The organism is Micromonospora sp. NPDC048839 (assembly GCF_040649915.1).
Classification (GTDB): domain Bacteria; phylum Actinomycetota; class Actinomycetes; order Mycobacteriales; family Micromonosporaceae; genus Micromonospora.
On record NZ_JBEZGL010000001.1, the window covers coordinates 395,085 to 409,928 of the forward strand.

A 14,844-nucleotide genomic window follows, 5' to 3' on the forward strand; every position below is an offset into this window, starting at 1 on the left:
TGGTTCCGACGCCCGATGCGAAAGCCGACGCGACGGACGTTTGTCGAAGTCGACAGAAAGTGCGACGTCGTTCACCTGCTGTCGACGGCTCGGGACAGGCTGTGCGGTATCCCTCACCCGGCGAGATGCCCACGCGACCTACCATCCGGGGATGAACGAACGGCGGTCAAGCGAGTCCGGTTTTCCGATCAAGGGCGTCTACACGGGCGCGGACCTTCCCGAGGACCTGGACTCCCGGCTGGGCGCCCCCGGCGAGTTTCCGTACACCCGGGGGGTCTACCCCACCATGTACACCTCCCGTCCGTGGACCATGCGCCAGTACGCCGGCTTCGGCACCGCCACCGAATCCAACGCGCGGTACCACCAACTGTTGCGGGCCGGCACGATGGGCCTCTCGGTCGCGTTCGACCTGCCGACCCAGATGGGCTACGACTCCGACGAGTCGATCGCGCACGGCGAGGTCGGCAAGGTGGGTGTCGCCATCGACTCCATCGAGGACATGCGGCTGCTCTTCGCCGACATTCCGCTGGACAAGGTCTCCACCTCGATGACCATCAACGCGCCCGGCTCGGTGCTGCTGCTGCTCTACCAGCTCGTCGCCGAGGAGAACGGGGTGCCGGGCTCGGCGCTCAACGGCACGATCCAGAACGACATCCTCAAGGAGTACATCGCCCGGGGCACGTACATCTTCCCGCCGAAGCCGTCGCTGCGTCTGGTCGCGGACACGTTCGCGTACTGCCGCAAGGAGGTGCCGAAGTGGAACACCATCTCCATCTCCGGCTACCACATGGCCGAGGCCGGCGCGACGCCCGCGCAGGAGATCGCGTTCACCCTGGCCAACGGTGTGGAGTACGTACGGGCGGCGCTGGCCGCCGGGCTCGCGGTGGACGACTTCGCGCCCCGGCTGTCGTTCTTCTTCGTGGCCCGCACCACACTGCTGGAGGAGGTGGCGAAGTTCCGCGCCGCCCGGCGGATCTGGGCCCGGCTGATGCACGACGACTTCGGCGCGAAGGATCCGAAGTCGATGATGTTGCGTTTCCACACGCAGACCGCGGGCGTGCAGCTCACCGCGCAGCAGCCGGAGGTGAACCTGGTCCGGGTGGCGGTGCAGGGGCTGGGCGCGGTGCTCGGCGGCACGCAGTCGCTGCACACCAACAGCTTCGACGAGGCGATCGCCCTGCCCACCGAGAAGGCGGCCCGGCTCGCGCTGCGTACCCAGCAGGTGCTGGCGTACGAGACCGACCTGACCGCCACCGTCGACCCGTTCGCCGGGTCGTACGTGGTGGAGGCGATGACCGCCGAGATCGAGGCCGCCGCGCTCGAGTTGATGGAGCGGGTGGCCGATCACGGCTCGGCGGTGGACGCGATCGAGGCCGGATTCCAGAAGCGGGAGATCGAGCAGTCCGCGTACCGGATCGCGCAGGAGATCGACTCGGGTGAGCGGGTGGTGGTCGGGCTCAACCGGTTCGCCGTGGACGAGGAGGAGCCGTACGAGCCACTGCGCGTCGACCCGACGATCGAGGCGGGCCAGGCCGAGCGGCTGGCGCGGCTGCGCTCCGAGCGCGACGGCGCGGCCGTGACGCGGGCCCTCGCCGACCTGCGGGCCGCCGCGGAGGGCTCGGACAACGTGCTCTACCCGATGAAGGAGGCGCTGCGGGCCCGGGCCACCGTGGGTGAGGTGTGCGGGACGCTGCGCGAGGTGTGGGGGCTGTACCGGCCCACCGATCGCTTCTGACCGTCCCGGTCGCGGTGTGTCCATCGGGCTGGGCGGGTACCGGACCGGAGGAGCGCGGACGCACACGGTGTGCGGCCGCGGTGGACGGCTCCATGTGAGCGTCCCTATCCGGCTGGTTGCGGGTGTGGTCGGCTAATTGTCGGAGTGTCAGTTCACCACCCCGACTAATGCGACAATTTACACCTGGATCCCCGCGTGTTCCGCCGGATCCTGGGCCGCCGCGATTGGTTACGCGTTGTAGGAGGTGAGGGGCGGATGTCGGCGTTCGATAGCGATCTACCTGCTGTCCCACACATCTCCGAGCGCTCCGAACAGGGCGTACCTGACTCTGCGCGGTCTGATCATTACCGTAACGAGGTTGCGCAGCGTCACCGTCGGAGGTCTAGGCTGTCTGCTGTCCCCGATGATCCATCCATTTCTAGTGATCGAGAATTCGACGTGACGAGTGCGTTGACGCTGCCCACGGGTGGCCAGCTGGCGTCGTCCTGGCTGGAGACGCCGCCAGGCTCCCAACCGCTGCCCCGCGAACTGGACCACCTCCTCGCCCTCCGGGTACCGGGGCTGATCGCTACGCGCCGTCACCTCCACTCGCACCCTGAGCTGTCCGGCAACGAGTTCGAGACGGCCGCGCTGATCGCCCGGGAGCTCTCGCTGGCCGGGCTCAACCCGCGCCTGCTGCCCAAGGGCAACGGCGTGATCTGCGACGTCAACGGCCGGCCCGACGGTCCCGTGGTCGCGCTGCGCGCCGACATCGACGCCCTGCCCCTCGACGACTCCAAGGACGTGCCCTACCGGTCGACGGTGGAGGGCGTCTGCCACGCCTGCGGCCACGACGTGCACACCACGATCCTGCTTGGCGTCGGCATGCTGCTGGCCCAGCTCGCCGACCTGGGTGAGTTGGACGGGCGGGTCCGGCTCATCTTCCAGCCGGCCGAGGAGATCCTGCCCTGCGGCTCACTGGAGGTCATCGAGGCCGGCGGCCTGGACGACGTGGTGCAGATCTTCGCGCTGCACTGCGACCCGAACCTGCCGGTGGGGAAGGTCGGCCTGCGGGTCGGCCCGATCACCGCGGCCGCCGACAACGTCACCGTCCGGCTCTCCGGTCCGGGCGGGCACACCGCCCGCCCGCACCTGACCGTCGACCTGGTCGACGCGCTCGGCCGGCTGGTCACCGAGGTGCCCGCCCTGGTCAGCCGCCGGGTGCCGGCCAACAGTGGCCTGCTGCTGGTCTTCGGCCACGCCTCGGCCGGCACCCGCTACAACGTCATTCCCTCCGAGGCGAGCGCCTCCGGCACCCTGCGGGTGATGGACCGCGACACGTGGGAGTTGGCCCCCAAGATCGTCGCTCAGGTGGTCCGGGACGTGATCGCGCCGACCGGCGCCACTGTCGACCTGGAATACCTGCGCGGCCGGCCGCCGGTGTCCAACGACGCGCGGGCCATCCAGGTGCTGACCGCCGCCACCGCCGCCGCGCTCGGGCCGGAGGGGATCGCCGAGACGCCGCAGAGCATGGGCGGCGAGGACTTCTCCTGGTATCTGGAGTACGTCCCCGGCGCCCTCGCCCGGCTCGGCGTGGGTCGCTCGGGTCCCAACGTCGACCTGCACCGGGCAAGCTTCGACGTGGACGAGCGGGCGATCCCCGCCGGCGTACGCGTCATGGTGCAGACCGCGCTGCGGGCACTGGCGGCGGCGCGCTGACCGGGGCGGTCGGCATCGAGGTCTTCCTCCGGCGACGCAGCACCAACAGCAGCACCGCCACCGGCACGCCGATTGCCAGCAGCCACGGCAGCAGTGCTCCCAGCACGGTGAGCAGGACGGTCAACGAGGCCACGAACGCCTTCCAGCCATCCTTGAGCCCGACCAGGAAGCCGGTCTCGGCCTCCTCCTCGGTGGCCTTGGCCGCCGGCCCGACAAGTGTCACGGTGATCGTGGAGAGCGCGGTCAGGTCGGCCAGTCGCCGTTTCTTGGCCTCCAACGACGCCAGGTCGGCCTCGCGGCGACCCAACTCGTTCTCCAACGACACCAGGTCGGTGATCGAGCTGGCGCGGGCCAGCAACCGGCGGGCGCTCTCCACCCTGGCCCGCTGACTGGTGATACGCGCGTCGAGGTCGACGATCGCCTCGGTGGCGTCCTCGGTGCTGATCTCCCGGCTCTGCTGACGGCCGCGCTTCGCGATCTCGTCCACCACTTCGGTGAACTTCTCCGCCGGCACCCGCAACCGCAACTCGGTCACGGCGTCGGCACCGGCACTTCGCCGCTGGTCACCGCCGATGAAACCACCGGCGCGGGTGACCAGGGCGCTCACCTCCCGGGCGGTGGCGTCCACATCGTCCACCTGCACCCGCATCGAACCGGTGTAGATGATGGCCCGCTGGTCGACCCGCAGGTCCGGTGCGCCGGTGTCGGCCTCCTGGGGTGCCCCGGCCCCGGCCTGCTGCCGGTCCCCGGCCTTGGCCGCCTCGGGCGCTACCGCCGCGTTGTCCCGCGCAGCGTCGCGGTCCACCGCCGGTGGGGCGGCCGCGGTGTCCGCCGTTCCACTGTCGCCGGCCCCGCACCCGGTCAAGACCAGCGCCGCCGCCAGCGCCGTCACCGCCAGCAGTGTGCCGCGGCGTCGTACCACCTGTCCGTCCATCCCCGCTCCCCTCGTCGTGATCCGGTGTGGCGATAGCTCGGACGCGGCGCACACGTCGGCTGGTTCCGGCAGACTGCGCTGAGGACGTCACGATTCGATAATCGAGGAGTCACGATGCGGCTCACCAAGTACGCCCACTCCTGCCTCCGGGTGGAACACGACGGGGGAGTGCTCGTCGTCGACCCCGGGGTGTTCAGCGACTCCGCGTCGGCGTTGGACGGCGCGGACGCGGTGCTGATCACCCACCTGCACTCCGATCACCTCGACCTGGCCGCGGTGCGCAAGCAGCTCGACCGGCGACCGTTCCCGATCCACGGGCCGGCCTCACTCGCCGAGACCCTGGGCGACACCGCTGAGGTGTTGCACCCGGTCAAGCCCGGCGAGTCGTTCACCGCCGCCGGGGTCGCCGTCCGGGCGTACGGGGGGCGACACGCCGTGATCCACCCCGACATCCCCGTGGTGGACAACCTCGGTTACCTGATCAACGACGTGGTCTACCACCCGGGCGACTCCCTGGTGGTGCCCGACGAGACACCCGTCGACACGCTCTTCGCGCCGATCCACGCCCCCTGGTCGAAGTTCTCCGAGGTGCTCGACTTCATCCGCGCGGTCGCGCCCCGGCGGGCGTACGCCCTGCACGACGGCCTGCTCAACGACAACGGTCTGCGCGTGCTGAACGGGCAGTACACCGCGCTGTCCGGCACCGAGTACCAGCGGCTGGAGCCCGGTAGCCGGGTGGACGTCTGATCCGATGCCCGGCCCGTCAGCGGAGCTGGTGCAGCAGCTCTACCGCATCCCACCGGACCGGTTCGTGGCCGCCCGGGACGCCGCCGTGGCCGAGGCCCGCCGTGCCGGCGACCCGGGCGCTGCCCGACAACTGGCCCGGCTACGTCGCCCGACGGTGGCGGCCTGGCTGGTGAACCTGCTCGCCATCGAACGGCCGGAGCTGGTCGCCGACCTGGTCCAGCTCGCCGATGCCCTGCGGACGGCCCAGCGGGAGCTGCGCGGGCCTCGACTGCGGGAGTTGTCCGCGCAGCGCCGGGCGGTGGTCGGCGCCCTGGTCGCCGAGGTTCGCAGGCTCGCGGCGGCGGAGCCGGACGCGCCACCGGCCGGTCGGCTGCCACTGGCCGAGGTGGAGTCGACGCTGAACGCGGCGTTCTCCGACGTCGACGTCGCCGAGCAGGTCCGGGCGGGCCGCCTGCTCCGGGCGGCGAGCTACGCCGGCTTCGGCGAGGTGCCCCGGCCGCAGCTGAGGTTGGTCACCGGCGACGACGAGGAGGGGCCCGAGGAGGAACGCCCGACCCGCCGACCGGGTGCCCAGCGGGGGCGTCCCGAGGCGGTGCCCCGCCCGGATCGGGCCGCGGAGCGCGCCGAGCAGGCCGCGCAGCGGGCCGCCCGTGCCGAGCGGGCCCGACAGCGCCGCGCCCTGGATCGGGAGTTGGTCAAGGCCCGGACCGACCAGCAACGCGCGGAGGCCGAGCTGACCGAGGCGGCCGGACAGGAGCGGGACGATGTTGCCGTACTCGATGGGATCGAGGCCGAACTGGCCGAGCTGGAGCGGCGGCGGGCGGTCGCCGAGCAGGATCTCAGCCGGGCCAAGCTCGCTCGGCGTGCCGCCGAGCGAGCGGTCACCGTGGCTCGGCGGCGCGCGGGCGAGGTGGAGGCGGCGGTCGAGGCGTTGGCGGCCGAAGAGGGGAATGCGGACGAGGGCGGTGGCGCGGGAGACTGACCATCGATGGACGACGACGAGTGTGCGGGCCGTCCAGGGCGGGTGACCCCGGATCGGGGCCTCGTCGTGGTCGATGGATCGGGTTGCCCGAGAGGGCCGCTCGGATGACGCCGGAGCAGGTCGCTGCCGCCAGCAAGCCGGTCGTGCTCGACCTCGGCGACGCGTTCGCCCGGGACCCGGCCACGTTGCGCCGTGCCCGACTGCTCGGCATCTCCGGCTGGGCGTTCTACATCAGTGGTCGGGCTGGCGCGCTTGGCGATGTGCGGGCCGAGACGGCCGCCGCGGCGCTCGGGTTCATCGCCCCGGACGCGGTCGCCGACGGGTGGGACGCCGCCGCCCGGATCGTCCCGCCGGTCGAGGTGGCGGCGGCGAGCCTCGCCGAGTGCTGCCGATGGGGCGCGCAGCAGCTCGACGCCCTGCCCGCCACCGAGCGCCTGGCGTTCCTCGTCGAGCGTGCGGTGGTGGCGGCGGACGCCAGCGCCATGCCGCTCTTCGCCGCGTGGCGGGCCATGCCGATGCCGGATCTCTCCGCCGGCGCCCGCAGCGCCGCCGGGCTGCGACTGCTCCGGGAACACTTCACCGGTGCCTACCTGCTGGCGGTACGCGCCGCCGGGATGACCCCGCTGGAGGCCGTGCTGGCCGGCCCGGAGGGGGAGGCCGGGGCGGTGGCCTGCGGCTGGTCGCCGCCCTACCCGCCGATCGGGCCGTTGGTGCGCCGGCGACTCTGGGCGGAGGCGGTGACCAACCGTCTCGTCGCGCCGGCGTTCACGGCCCTCGGTCCGGCTGCCGGCGCCGAGCTTGTCGAGTTGCTGCACCGCACCCGGGCCGACCTCGCCGCCGGTGTGTGATTGACGACCCTCGTCGCACCCGATCCGCGCTCCGCTCGGCGGCGGGAGCAGACTGGGGAGGTGCGATACGCGCTGCTACGCCGACGCGGTGCCGGTGGGGCGGGACCGCAACTCGGTGACGTAGTCGTCCGGGGCGCCCGCCTTCTCGGCGGCGTTCGCGATCTCGGACAGATACCACGACGTCGGCAGGCCGCCCTCGTACCCGTTGAAGACGTAGATCCACGCGGTCACGTCGCCGTCGAGGGTGGAAACCCGGACGTGCAGCTTGCGGTACGTGCCGGCGGTCACCCCCTCGATCTGGTCGAGTTGACCCGCGTCGTACGGGTGGATGTCGTAGAGCGCGACGAAGACCCGGTCACCGGGCGACTCGACCAGGGTGCTGACCGCACCCTCCCAGCCGATCACGTCTGCTCCGGCGAAGGTCAGCCGCCAGCCTTCCAGCCAGCCGGTGCCCACCATCGGCGAATGCGGACAGTAGGCGCGCATCCGGGCGGGATCGAGATTTGAGCCGTAGGCGGCGTGATGACGCACGGCGATGACGATAGCCCGGCGGACGGGTGGGGGAGAATACGACAGTGCGTGTCGAATGCGCTCGGGAGAACAAAGTCACTGTGAGCTTGGACGAAGGGCGAACGCTGTGAGCCGGATCGTGATCATCGGTGGGGGGCCGGCCGGGTACGAGGCGGCGCTGGTCGCCGCCCAGCTGGACGCCGATGTCACTGTGGTGGAGGCCGACGGTGCCGGCGGGGCCTGCGTGCTCTCCGACTGTGTGCCGTCGAAGACCTTCATCGCCAGCTCCGGGGTGGTCACCGGTTATCGGGACACCGAGGAGTTCGGGGTGCACTCGGACGGCCTGGAGGCGGTCACCGTCGACGCTCGGGCCGTGCACGAGCGGGTCAAGCGACTGGCGTTGGCGCAGTCCGCCGACATCCACGCCAAGCTGCTCAAGGCCGGCGTCACCTTCGTGGCCGGCACCGCCCGGCTCGGCGAGGACGCCCTCGGGCACACCCACCTGGTCGTCGTGACTCCCGCGGACGGCGGGGAGGAATACTCCATCGCGGCGACCACCGTGCTGGTGGCCACCGGCTCGACACCCCGCCAGCTGCCCACCGCCGTACCGGACGGTGAGCGCATCCTGACCTGGCGCCAGGTGTACGACCTGCCGGAGCTGCCCGAACACCTGATCGTGGTCGGGTCCGGTGTCACCGGCGCGGAGTTCGCCAGCGCGTACCTGGCCATGGGGGTCCAGGTAACCCTGGTGTCCAGCCGGGACCGGGTGATGCCGCACGAGGACGCCGACGCCGCGTCCGCCATCGAGCGGGTGTTCCGCAACCGGGGCATGGAGATCCTCAACAACTCCCGGGCCGACGCGGTCCGGCGTACCGCCGACGGCGTCGAGGTGGAACTCTCCGACGGCCGCAGGGTCACCGGCTCGCACGCGCTGATCACCGTCGGTTCGATCCCGAACACGGCCAACCTGGGCCTGACCGAGTACGGCGTCGAGCTGGGCCGGGGCGGTTACGTGACAGTCGACCGGGCGTCCCGGACCAACGTGCCCGGCATCTACGCCGCCGGTGACTGCACCGGTGTGCTGCTGTTGGCCAGCGTCGCCGCGATGCAGGGCCGGATCGCCATGTGGCACGCCCTCGGCGAGGCGGTCCGCCCGTTGCGGCTGCGTACCGTCGCGGCGAACGTCTTCACCGACCCGGAGCTGGCCACCGTGGGCGTCTCGCAGGACGAGGTGGACGCGGGCAAGACCCCCGCCCGGCAGGTGATGCTGCCGCTGTCCGGCAACGCCCGGGCGAAGATGGACGACCTCTCCGACGGCTTCGTGAAGTTGTTCTGCCGTCCGGCCAGCGGCCAGGTGATCGGCGGTGTGGTGGTCGCCCCTAAGGCCAGCGAGCTGATCCTGCCGATCACGATGGCCGTGGAGAACAACCTGACGGTCAACGAGCTGGCCCAGACCATCACCATCTACCCGTCGCTGTCGGGCTCGATCACCGAAGCAGCACGCCAGCTGATGCTCCACGAGCTGGAGTGACCCTCCGGGTCTGGGTTACCGCCACCGTGGCCAGGACCGCTACCTCGGCGAGGATGAGCAGGCGTTCGGCCAGTCCGATGAGCATGCGGTCGCCGGGGTAGGCGGACCAGATCATGGCCGCCGCCAGGGCGAGGCTGAGCAGGACGAGGGTGCGGAGCGTCCGGGCCGCGGGGGCCAGGGCCGGCCGGCGGGCGAGCAGCCAACCGCTGACCGGTAGCGCCAGGAAGGCGACCACCGAGGCGTACCGGTGCAGGTAGGCCTCGGTGGTCATGGCGGTGCCCGGCTCGTTGGTCGGCACCACCGCGGCGAGCAGCAGCCCGGCCACCCACGCGCCGAGCAGCAACTCGGCCGTCGCTGCGCGCGGTCGGGGTGGGCCGGTGCGGCGCAGACCGTACAGCAGCGCCATCGTGGCGAGGGCGAGCACCACCATGGCCACGTCGATGACGCCGCCCCGGTCGGAGACCGCGAAGTCGCTGATGGTCAGCGCCCACGGGCTGAGGTCGTCGTTGACTTCGAGGTGACCGATCACGGTGAGCAGCGCCGCCACGGCGATCCCGCCCAGGGCCAGCAGACCGGTGTTCCGGGTTCCAGGCATGCCCCAGCCTGTCGCCGCGGACACCCCAGCCGGATCCGGGAAGCCCACCGAAATCGCCCCGAGAGGCGACCCCTAGAGGCATCCGGAGAACCGGTGTGGTCCCCGCAGGTGCGGCCGCGTGTTGGCCTCCCAAAGGCGGCCATCGCTCGGTCAGGCAACGTTCAGGTGGATGTTCCCGATACGGGCGACGACGTCGAGGTGGCCGCCCAGCCCGGTGACGTAGGCACGGAGTGTCTCCAGGCTGGTGTGCTCGCCATTCTCGATCTGGCTGATCCTCGCCTGGGTTAACCCGGTGGCCTCGGCGAGCTGGGTTTGGGTCATGCCCAACTGCTTACGGATCTCCGCCAGCTGCGCACCGCTGACCGACGCCAGCATCTGCTCGCGCTGCTGAGCGCGTCGGGCAACCCGCTCCGGATGATCCCAGGACGGGTCGAGCTCCCGGGCCTTCGCCTTCACGTCCCGCCAGTCAGCTCCACCGGTCATCGTTGTGCGCCTTTCAGGCTGATGAGGTGCTCCTGAAACCGATCGTCCGCCAAGGGGACGGCCGTCTGGTACCAAGTCTGCCACTGGCCAGACTTGTCCCCGGCGACAGAAAGACAGCCTCTCGAAGTGGATCAAAAGCGAAGATCATGCGGACCTCCGTGGAACCAGCGGACCCAGGTCGCAGCTCCTTCATGTGGTGGAAGGAGCTGCCTTTGAGGCGGTCGACCAATGGACGCCCGAGCGCTGGCCCGTGCTCCGTGAGGAGGTCGATGGCCTCACTGATGAGGTCGGCACTGGCGCGATCCGTCCTGCAGAGGTCGAGGAACCACTCCTCGACCTCAGGATGAAGCTTGACGTCCCACATCTCGTCAATATAAGTCCAGCTTATACCCGCCGGGTGGGCCGACACTCAGTCGATGGGGATGTCCGCTCCGGCGGCGCGGGCGTGGCGGGCGCTGACAAGCGTCATCGCCCATCCCGCCGCGGCGAAGCCGACCGCGGCGGCGGTGGCGATGATGGCCAGTCGCCACGCCGACTCGGTGAGCGCGGTGCCGCCGAGGTGCCCGACCAGCGCGCCGTAGGTGGCCCAGCCCAGCGCGGCGACGGCCTCGTAGAGCACGAACAGCCGGTACGGGTAACGGCTGCGACCGGCCGAGAAACAGGCCGCCATCCGGCCGCCGGGCACGAACCGGCAGAGCAGGATGACCATCGGCCCGGGTTGGCGCAGCCCCTTGGTGACCCGACTGGCCATCCGGCGGGCCCGGCTCAGCTCGGCGTGCCGGGGTGCCCGCCGGTCCGGTGCGTTGCGCCCGAGCAGGTAGCAGGCCAGATCGCCGGCGAAGACACCGAGTGCGCCGACGGCGATGGTGACCGGCAGGTTGAGCCCGCCGTAGACGGTGAGCGCGCCACTGGTGATCATGACGATCTGGGTGGGGATCACCGGGACGAAGGCGTCCGCGATCAGGAGGGCGAGCAGCACCAGGTACGCCCACGTCGGCGATGCGACGTCAGTCAGTAGTTCGGGCACGCCTGCCACCTCGCCGGATGCGGCCGATTGGGTGTCTTGAGCCTGACGGCGTGTCCGGCGTCACGGAGGACAGGCCCGGCCCGTCGTGACGGTCGACACGACGGGGGCCACCCAGGTACAACGAGGTCAACCGATCTCGGGTGACGGGTTCGACGCCCGTCCCACCCGTCCGGTACCGGGCGGCAGAACGGCGCACGTCGGCGTACCGTTGACGGGCGCGGCCCACGCCCGTCGGGTCCCCCGTTCCTGACGATTCGGGCCGCCAGGGCCGCCGGCGGGTCCCGCGCCGGCGGCCCACCTCTCTGCTCGCCGCCGCAAATCCGGGTGCGTCCCCGGTTGCCCCGCGAGTACGGTCGCCGTATGCGCAGCGCGGTTGTGGTGACCACGACGCCGGGAATCCCCGGCGTGCCGCTCTGACGTAACCACAGTCGACCAGGCCCCGGGGCGATCCGCCCCCGAGGGCCGCGCGCCGTTCGGAGCCCAGGTCGCCTCCGGGTCGTACCCGATCCAGGAGCCCGACATGATCGACCACCGTAGGCTCGGCCGCGAGCTGGACCTCTTCGTCTCCGATCCGCTGGCCGGCGCCGGCCTGCCGATCTGGCTGCCGGCCGGCGCCGCCGCCCGGCACGCCGTCGAGGAGTACGTCCGGGAGTTGGAGCGCCGCTCCGGCCACCAGCACGTCTACTCGCCGCCGCTGGGCAGGCGCGAACTCTTCGAACTCTCCGGGCATCTCGGCTACTTCGCCGACGACATGTTCCCGCCGATGCGGCTCAGCGCCGACGACGAGTTCGTGCTCCGCCCGGCGCTCTGCCCACACCACGCGCTGGTCTTCCGGGCGCGGGGCCGGTCCTACCGGGAGCTGCCGTTGCGGATCGCGGAGCTGGGCGGGATGTACCGCTCGGAGCGTTCCGGGGTGCTCGGCGGGCTGGCCCGGGTACGCGCCATCTCGCTCAACGACGCGCACACCTTCTGCGCCCCCGAGCAGGTGGGCGGGGAGGTCGTCGAGATCCTCCGACTGATCCGCGCCGCGCACGCCGCGCTCGGCGTCCGCCCGGTCGGCTTCCGGCTCTCGTTGCGCGGGCCGGGGGAGAAGTACGTCGGCGACGACGCGCAGTGGGCCCACGCGGAGGAGTTGCTGCGGGGCGCGCTGGCCGGGGTGGAGTACGTCGAGGCGCCCGGCGAGGCCGCCTTCTACGGCCCGAAGATCGACATTCAGATCGTCGACGCGGCCGGCCGGGAGTCGACCATCTCCACCATCCAGCTGGACTTCGACAAACCCGAGCGGATCGACCTGTCGTACACCGACTCGGACGGCAGCCGGCGTCGACCGGTGCTGGTGCACCGCAGCCTGGTCGGCAGCATGGAGCGGCTCTTCGCGTACCTGATCGAGGTGCACGAGGGCGCCTTCCCGGCCTGGTACGCGCCGGTCCAACTGGTGCTGCTGCCGGTCGACGACGGACAGGCCGACGCGGCGGCCGACCTGGCCCGCCGGGCCGTCGACGCCGGCCTGCGGGTCGAGGTGGACGGCGCCGGCTCGCTGGGTGCCCGGATCCGGGACGCGGCCCGCCGCCGCGTCCCGTACCTCGGGGTGTTGGGTGCCCGGGAGGCGGCCGACGGACGCCTCGCGCTGCGTCTGCGCGGTGGTCGGGCCCTGGAGCCGATGCCCGCCGACGCGGCGTTGGCCCTGATCTGCGGGCAGGTCGCCGCCCGCGCCGCCGAGCTGCTTCCGGCGGGCTGACCCACCCGCGGGGCTGGGGTGGGTCGCCGTCGTTCGCGTGGCGCGCACGGCGACCCGCCCCTCAGACCGACGCGGGTTGGGCGGCCGGGTCGGCCGTTTCCTCGTCGGCGACGGCACCGGTGAACTGGGAGCGGTACAGCCGGTGGTACGCGCCGTGGGCGGCGAGCAGTTGCTCGTGGGTGCCCTGCTCGACGATCCGGCCGTCCTCCATCATCAGGATCAGGTCGGCGTCGCGGATGGTGGAGAGGCGGTGCGCGATGACGAAGCTGGTCCGGTCCGAACGCAGCGCGGCCATCGCCCGTTGCAGCAGCACCTCGGTACGGGTGTCCACCGAGCTGGTGGCCTCGTCCAGGATCAGCAGCGACGGCTCGGCGAGGAACGCGCGGGCGATGGTGATGAGCTGCTTCTCGCCGGCGCTGACGTTGCTGCCCTCCTCGTCGATGACCGTGTCGTAGCCGTCCGGCAGGCTGCGCACGAACCGGTCCACGAACGTGGCCCGAGCGGCGGCGAGGATCTCCTCCTCGGTGGCGTCCGGCCGCCCGTAGGCGATGTTGTCCCGGATGGTCCCGCCGAACAGCCAGGTGTCCTGGAGCACCATGCCGATCCGGCCGCGCAGGTCGTCGCGGCGCATCGTGGTGATGTCCACCCCGTCGAGGGTGATCCGGCCGGCGTCCAGCTCGTAGAAGCGCATGACCAGGTTGACGAGTGTGGTCTTGCCGGCGCCGGTCGGGCCGACGATCGCCACCGTGTGCCCCGGCTCGGCGACCAGCGACAGGTCGTCGATCAGCGGCTTGTCCGGCTCGTAGCGGAACGAGACGTGCTCGAACTCGACCCGCCCGTGCGGGTCGGCGACCCGGGCCGGCTCGACCGGGTCGGGGGTCTGCTCGTCCGCGTCGAGCACCGCGAAGACCCGCTCGGCCGACGCCACCCCGGACTGGAGCAGGTTGGCCATCGAGGCGAGCTGGGTGAGCGGCTGGGTGAACTGCCGGGAGTACTGGATGAACGCCTGCACGTCGCCCAGACTCATCGTGCCGGAGGCGACCCGTAGCCCACCGACCACGGCGATCGCCACGTAGCTCAGGTTTCCGATGAACATCATCGACGGCATGATGATCCCGGAGACGAACTGCGCCCCGAAGCTCGCCCGGAACAGCTCCTCGTTCTTCGCGTGGAACGCGGCCTCCACCTCACGCTGCCGGCCGAAGACCTTCACCAGCTCATGACCGGTGTACGCCTCCTCGATCTGGCCGTTCAACTCGCCGGTGTGCGTCCACTGGGCGATGAACTGCTTCTGTGAGCGCTTGGCGATGCGCTGGGTGACAAGCACCGACAGGGGCACCGCGACCAGGGCCACCAGGGCCAGCAGCGGTGAGATCCAGAACATCACGGCCAGCACGCCGACGACGGTCAGCAGTGAGGTGAGCAGCTGGCTCAGCGTCTGCTGGAGGCTCGTCGAGATGTTGTCGATGTCGTTCGTGACCCGGCTGAGCAGTTCGCCGCGGGGCTGCCTGTCGAAGTACGGCAGCGGCAGCCGGTTGAGCTTCTCCTCCACCTCGGCGCGCAGCCGCAGCACGGTGCGCTGGACCACCCCGTTGAGCAGCCAACCCTGCCACCAGGACAGCACGCTCGCGGCCAGGTAGAGCCCGAGGGCCAGCAGCAGCACCCGCTTCAGGGCGGTGAAGTCGATGCCCATTCCGGGCACCACGTCCATCCGGGCCAGCATGTCGGCGAAGCTGTTGTTGCCGCTGGCTCGCGCCGCGGCGACGGCCTGCTCGGCGGTGGTGCCGGCGGGCAGGTCCCGGCCGATCACCCCGGTGAAGATCAGGTCGGTGGCGTGGCCGAGGATCTTCGGGCCGGCCACGCTGAACCCCACGCTCACCAGGGCCAACGTGATGATCGCGGCCAGGTGCAGCCGGTGCGAGCGCAACCGGCCGAGCAGCCGGCGGGCGGACGGCCCGAAGTTCATCGACTTCTCGGCGGGCATCCCGGCGCTCATCCACGGCGGACCGCCGCCCG

The 14,844-nt window shown here is 71.3% G+C and carries 13 protein-coding genes and 1 pseudogene; 7 read left to right on the plus strand and 7 right to left on the minus strand.

Going from position 1 to position 14,844, the window contains the following annotated elements; all coding sequences use genetic code 11:
- Nucleotides 1-151: 151 nt before the first annotated feature.
- Entirely contained in the window at nucleotides 152-1,735 is a 1,584-nt protein-coding gene (locus AB0C25_RS01905) for a methylmalonyl-CoA mutase family protein (RefSeq protein WP_357368557.1), read from the plus strand.
- Between the two features lie 438 nt (nucleotides 1,736-2,173).
- Nucleotides 2,174-3,433 carry an amidohydrolase gene (locus tag AB0C25_RS01910; protein WP_357368559.1) on the plus strand — a complete coding sequence of 420 codons (1,260 nt, stop codon included), beginning with the start codon at nucleotides 2,174-2,176 and terminating at the stop codon, nucleotides 3,431-3,433.
- Here AB0C25_RS01910 and AB0C25_RS01915 read toward each other — a convergent pair.
- The gene (locus tag AB0C25_RS01915) at nucleotides 3,390-4,388 is read right to left on the minus strand and encodes a DUF4349 domain-containing protein (RefSeq protein ID WP_357369028.1); all 999 of its coding nucleotides are present in this window, start codon (nucleotides 4,386-4,388) and stop codon (nucleotides 3,390-3,392) included. The two genes, AB0C25_RS01910 and AB0C25_RS01915, sit on opposite strands and share 44 nt — an antisense overlap.
- A 93-nt stretch (nucleotides 4,389-4,481) precedes the next feature.
- Here AB0C25_RS01915 and AB0C25_RS01920 point away from each other — a divergent pair, with 93 nt between their 5' ends.
- The 3 genes from AB0C25_RS01920 to AB0C25_RS01930 all read left to right on the plus strand — a co-directional run bounded on the left by AB0C25_RS01920 (nucleotide 4,482) and on the right by AB0C25_RS01930 (nucleotide 6,944).
- Nucleotides 4,482-5,114: an MBL fold metallo-hydrolase gene (locus AB0C25_RS01920; protein WP_357368561.1), complete on the plus strand. Its 633-nt coding sequence runs from the start codon at nucleotides 4,482-4,484 to the stop codon at nucleotides 5,112-5,114.
- Nucleotides 5,115-5,118: 4 nt separating this feature from the next.
- On the plus strand, nucleotides 5,119-6,096 hold the full coding sequence (locus AB0C25_RS01925; RefSeq protein ID WP_357368563.1) for a hypothetical protein: 978 nt from the start codon (nucleotides 5,119-5,121) through the stop codon (nucleotides 6,094-6,096).
- Nucleotides 6,097-6,200: 104 nt separating this feature from the next.
- Nucleotides 6,201-6,944 carry a hypothetical protein gene (locus tag AB0C25_RS01930; RefSeq protein ID WP_357368565.1) on the plus strand — a complete coding sequence of 248 codons (744 nt, stop codon included), beginning with the start codon at nucleotides 6,201-6,203 and terminating at the stop codon, nucleotides 6,942-6,944.
- A gap of 75 nt (nucleotides 6,945-7,019) precedes the next feature.
- Here AB0C25_RS01930 and AB0C25_RS01935 read toward each other — a convergent pair whose 3' ends face one another.
- Nucleotides 7,020-7,475: a gamma-glutamylcyclotransferase gene (locus AB0C25_RS01935; protein WP_357241515.1), complete on the minus strand. Its 456-nt coding sequence runs from the start codon at nucleotides 7,473-7,475 to the stop codon at nucleotides 7,020-7,022.
- Nucleotides 7,476-7,581: 106 nt separating this feature from the next.
- Between AB0C25_RS01935 and AB0C25_RS01940 the strand changes: the two genes are divergently transcribed.
- A complete protein-coding gene (locus tag AB0C25_RS01940; RefSeq protein ID WP_357241518.1) occupies nucleotides 7,582-8,985 on the plus strand; it encodes an NAD(P)H-quinone dehydrogenase in 1,404 nt (467 codons plus the stop codon).
- Here AB0C25_RS01940 and AB0C25_RS01945 read toward each other — a convergent pair.
- The 4 genes and pseudogenes from AB0C25_RS01945 to AB0C25_RS01960 all read right to left on the minus strand — a co-directional run bounded on the left by AB0C25_RS01945 (nucleotide 8,942) and on the right by AB0C25_RS01960 (nucleotide 11,090).
- On the minus strand, nucleotides 8,942-9,580 hold the full coding sequence (locus AB0C25_RS01945; RefSeq protein ID WP_357368566.1) for a DUF998 domain-containing protein: 639 nt from the start codon (nucleotides 9,578-9,580) through the stop codon (nucleotides 8,942-8,944). The two genes, AB0C25_RS01940 and AB0C25_RS01945, sit on opposite strands and share 44 nt — an antisense overlap.
- Nucleotides 9,581-9,730: 150 nt before the next feature.
- Nucleotides 9,731-10,063 carry a helix-turn-helix transcriptional regulator gene (locus AB0C25_RS01950; protein ID WP_357368568.1) on the minus strand — a complete coding sequence of 111 codons (333 nt, stop codon included), beginning with the start codon at nucleotides 10,061-10,063 and terminating at the stop codon, nucleotides 9,731-9,733.
- Nucleotides 10,060-10,427 (minus strand): annotated as a pseudogene (locus AB0C25_RS01955) (type II toxin-antitoxin system RelE/ParE family toxin). Before AB0C25_RS01955 ends, AB0C25_RS01950 begins: the two are co-directional and overlap by 4 nt.
- Before the next feature lie 45 nt (nucleotides 10,428-10,472).
- Nucleotides 10,473-11,090, minus strand: coding sequence for a DedA family protein (locus AB0C25_RS01960; protein WP_357368570.1), 618 nt, complete (start codon nucleotides 11,088-11,090; stop codon nucleotides 10,473-10,475).
- A gap of 520 nt (nucleotides 11,091-11,610) precedes the next feature.
- Between AB0C25_RS01960 and thrS the strand changes: the two genes are divergently transcribed.
- Nucleotides 11,611-12,828: a threonine--tRNA ligase gene (thrS, locus tag AB0C25_RS01965; protein WP_357368572.1), complete on the plus strand. Its 1,218-nt coding sequence runs from the start codon at nucleotides 11,611-11,613 to the stop codon at nucleotides 12,826-12,828.
- Between the two features lie 61 nt (nucleotides 12,829-12,889).
- Here thrS and AB0C25_RS01970 read toward each other — a convergent pair whose 3' ends face one another.
- Complete coding sequence (locus AB0C25_RS01970) at nucleotides 12,890-14,812, minus strand: ABC transporter ATP-binding protein (protein ID WP_357369030.1); 1,923 nt, start codon at nucleotides 14,810-14,812, stop codon at nucleotides 12,890-12,892.
- Nucleotides 14,813-14,844 lie beyond the last annotated feature (32 nt).

Coding starts and splice junctions, on each gene's coding strand:
- AB0C25_RS01905 (WP_357368557.1), top strand. CDS start 152: ATGAACGAACGGCGGTCAAGCGAGTCCGGTTTTCCGATCAAGGGCGTC.
- AB0C25_RS01920 (WP_357368561.1), top strand. CDS start 4,482: ATGCGGCTCACCAAGTACGCCCACTCCTGCCTCCGGGTGGAACACGAC.
- AB0C25_RS01925 (WP_357368563.1), top strand. CDS start 5,119: ATGCCCGGCCCGTCAGCGGAGCTGGTGCAGCAGCTCTACCGCATCCCA.
- AB0C25_RS01930 (WP_357368565.1), top strand. CDS start 6,201: ATGACGCCGGAGCAGGTCGCTGCCGCCAGCAAGCCGGTCGTGCTCGAC.
- AB0C25_RS01945 (WP_357368566.1), bottom strand. CDS start 9,580: ATGCCTGGAACCCGGAACACCGGTCTGCTGGCCCTGGGCGGGATCGCC.
- AB0C25_RS01950 (WP_357368568.1), bottom strand. CDS start 10,063: ATGACCGGTGGAGCTGACTGGCGGGACGTGAAGGCGAAGGCCCGGGAG.
- thrS (WP_357368572.1), top strand. CDS start 11,611: ATGATCGACCACCGTAGGCTCGGCCGCGAGCTGGACCTCTTCGTCTCC.
- AB0C25_RS01970 (WP_357369030.1), bottom strand. CDS start 14,812: ATGCCCGCCGAGAAGTCGATGAACTTCGGGCCGTCCGCCCGCCGGCTG.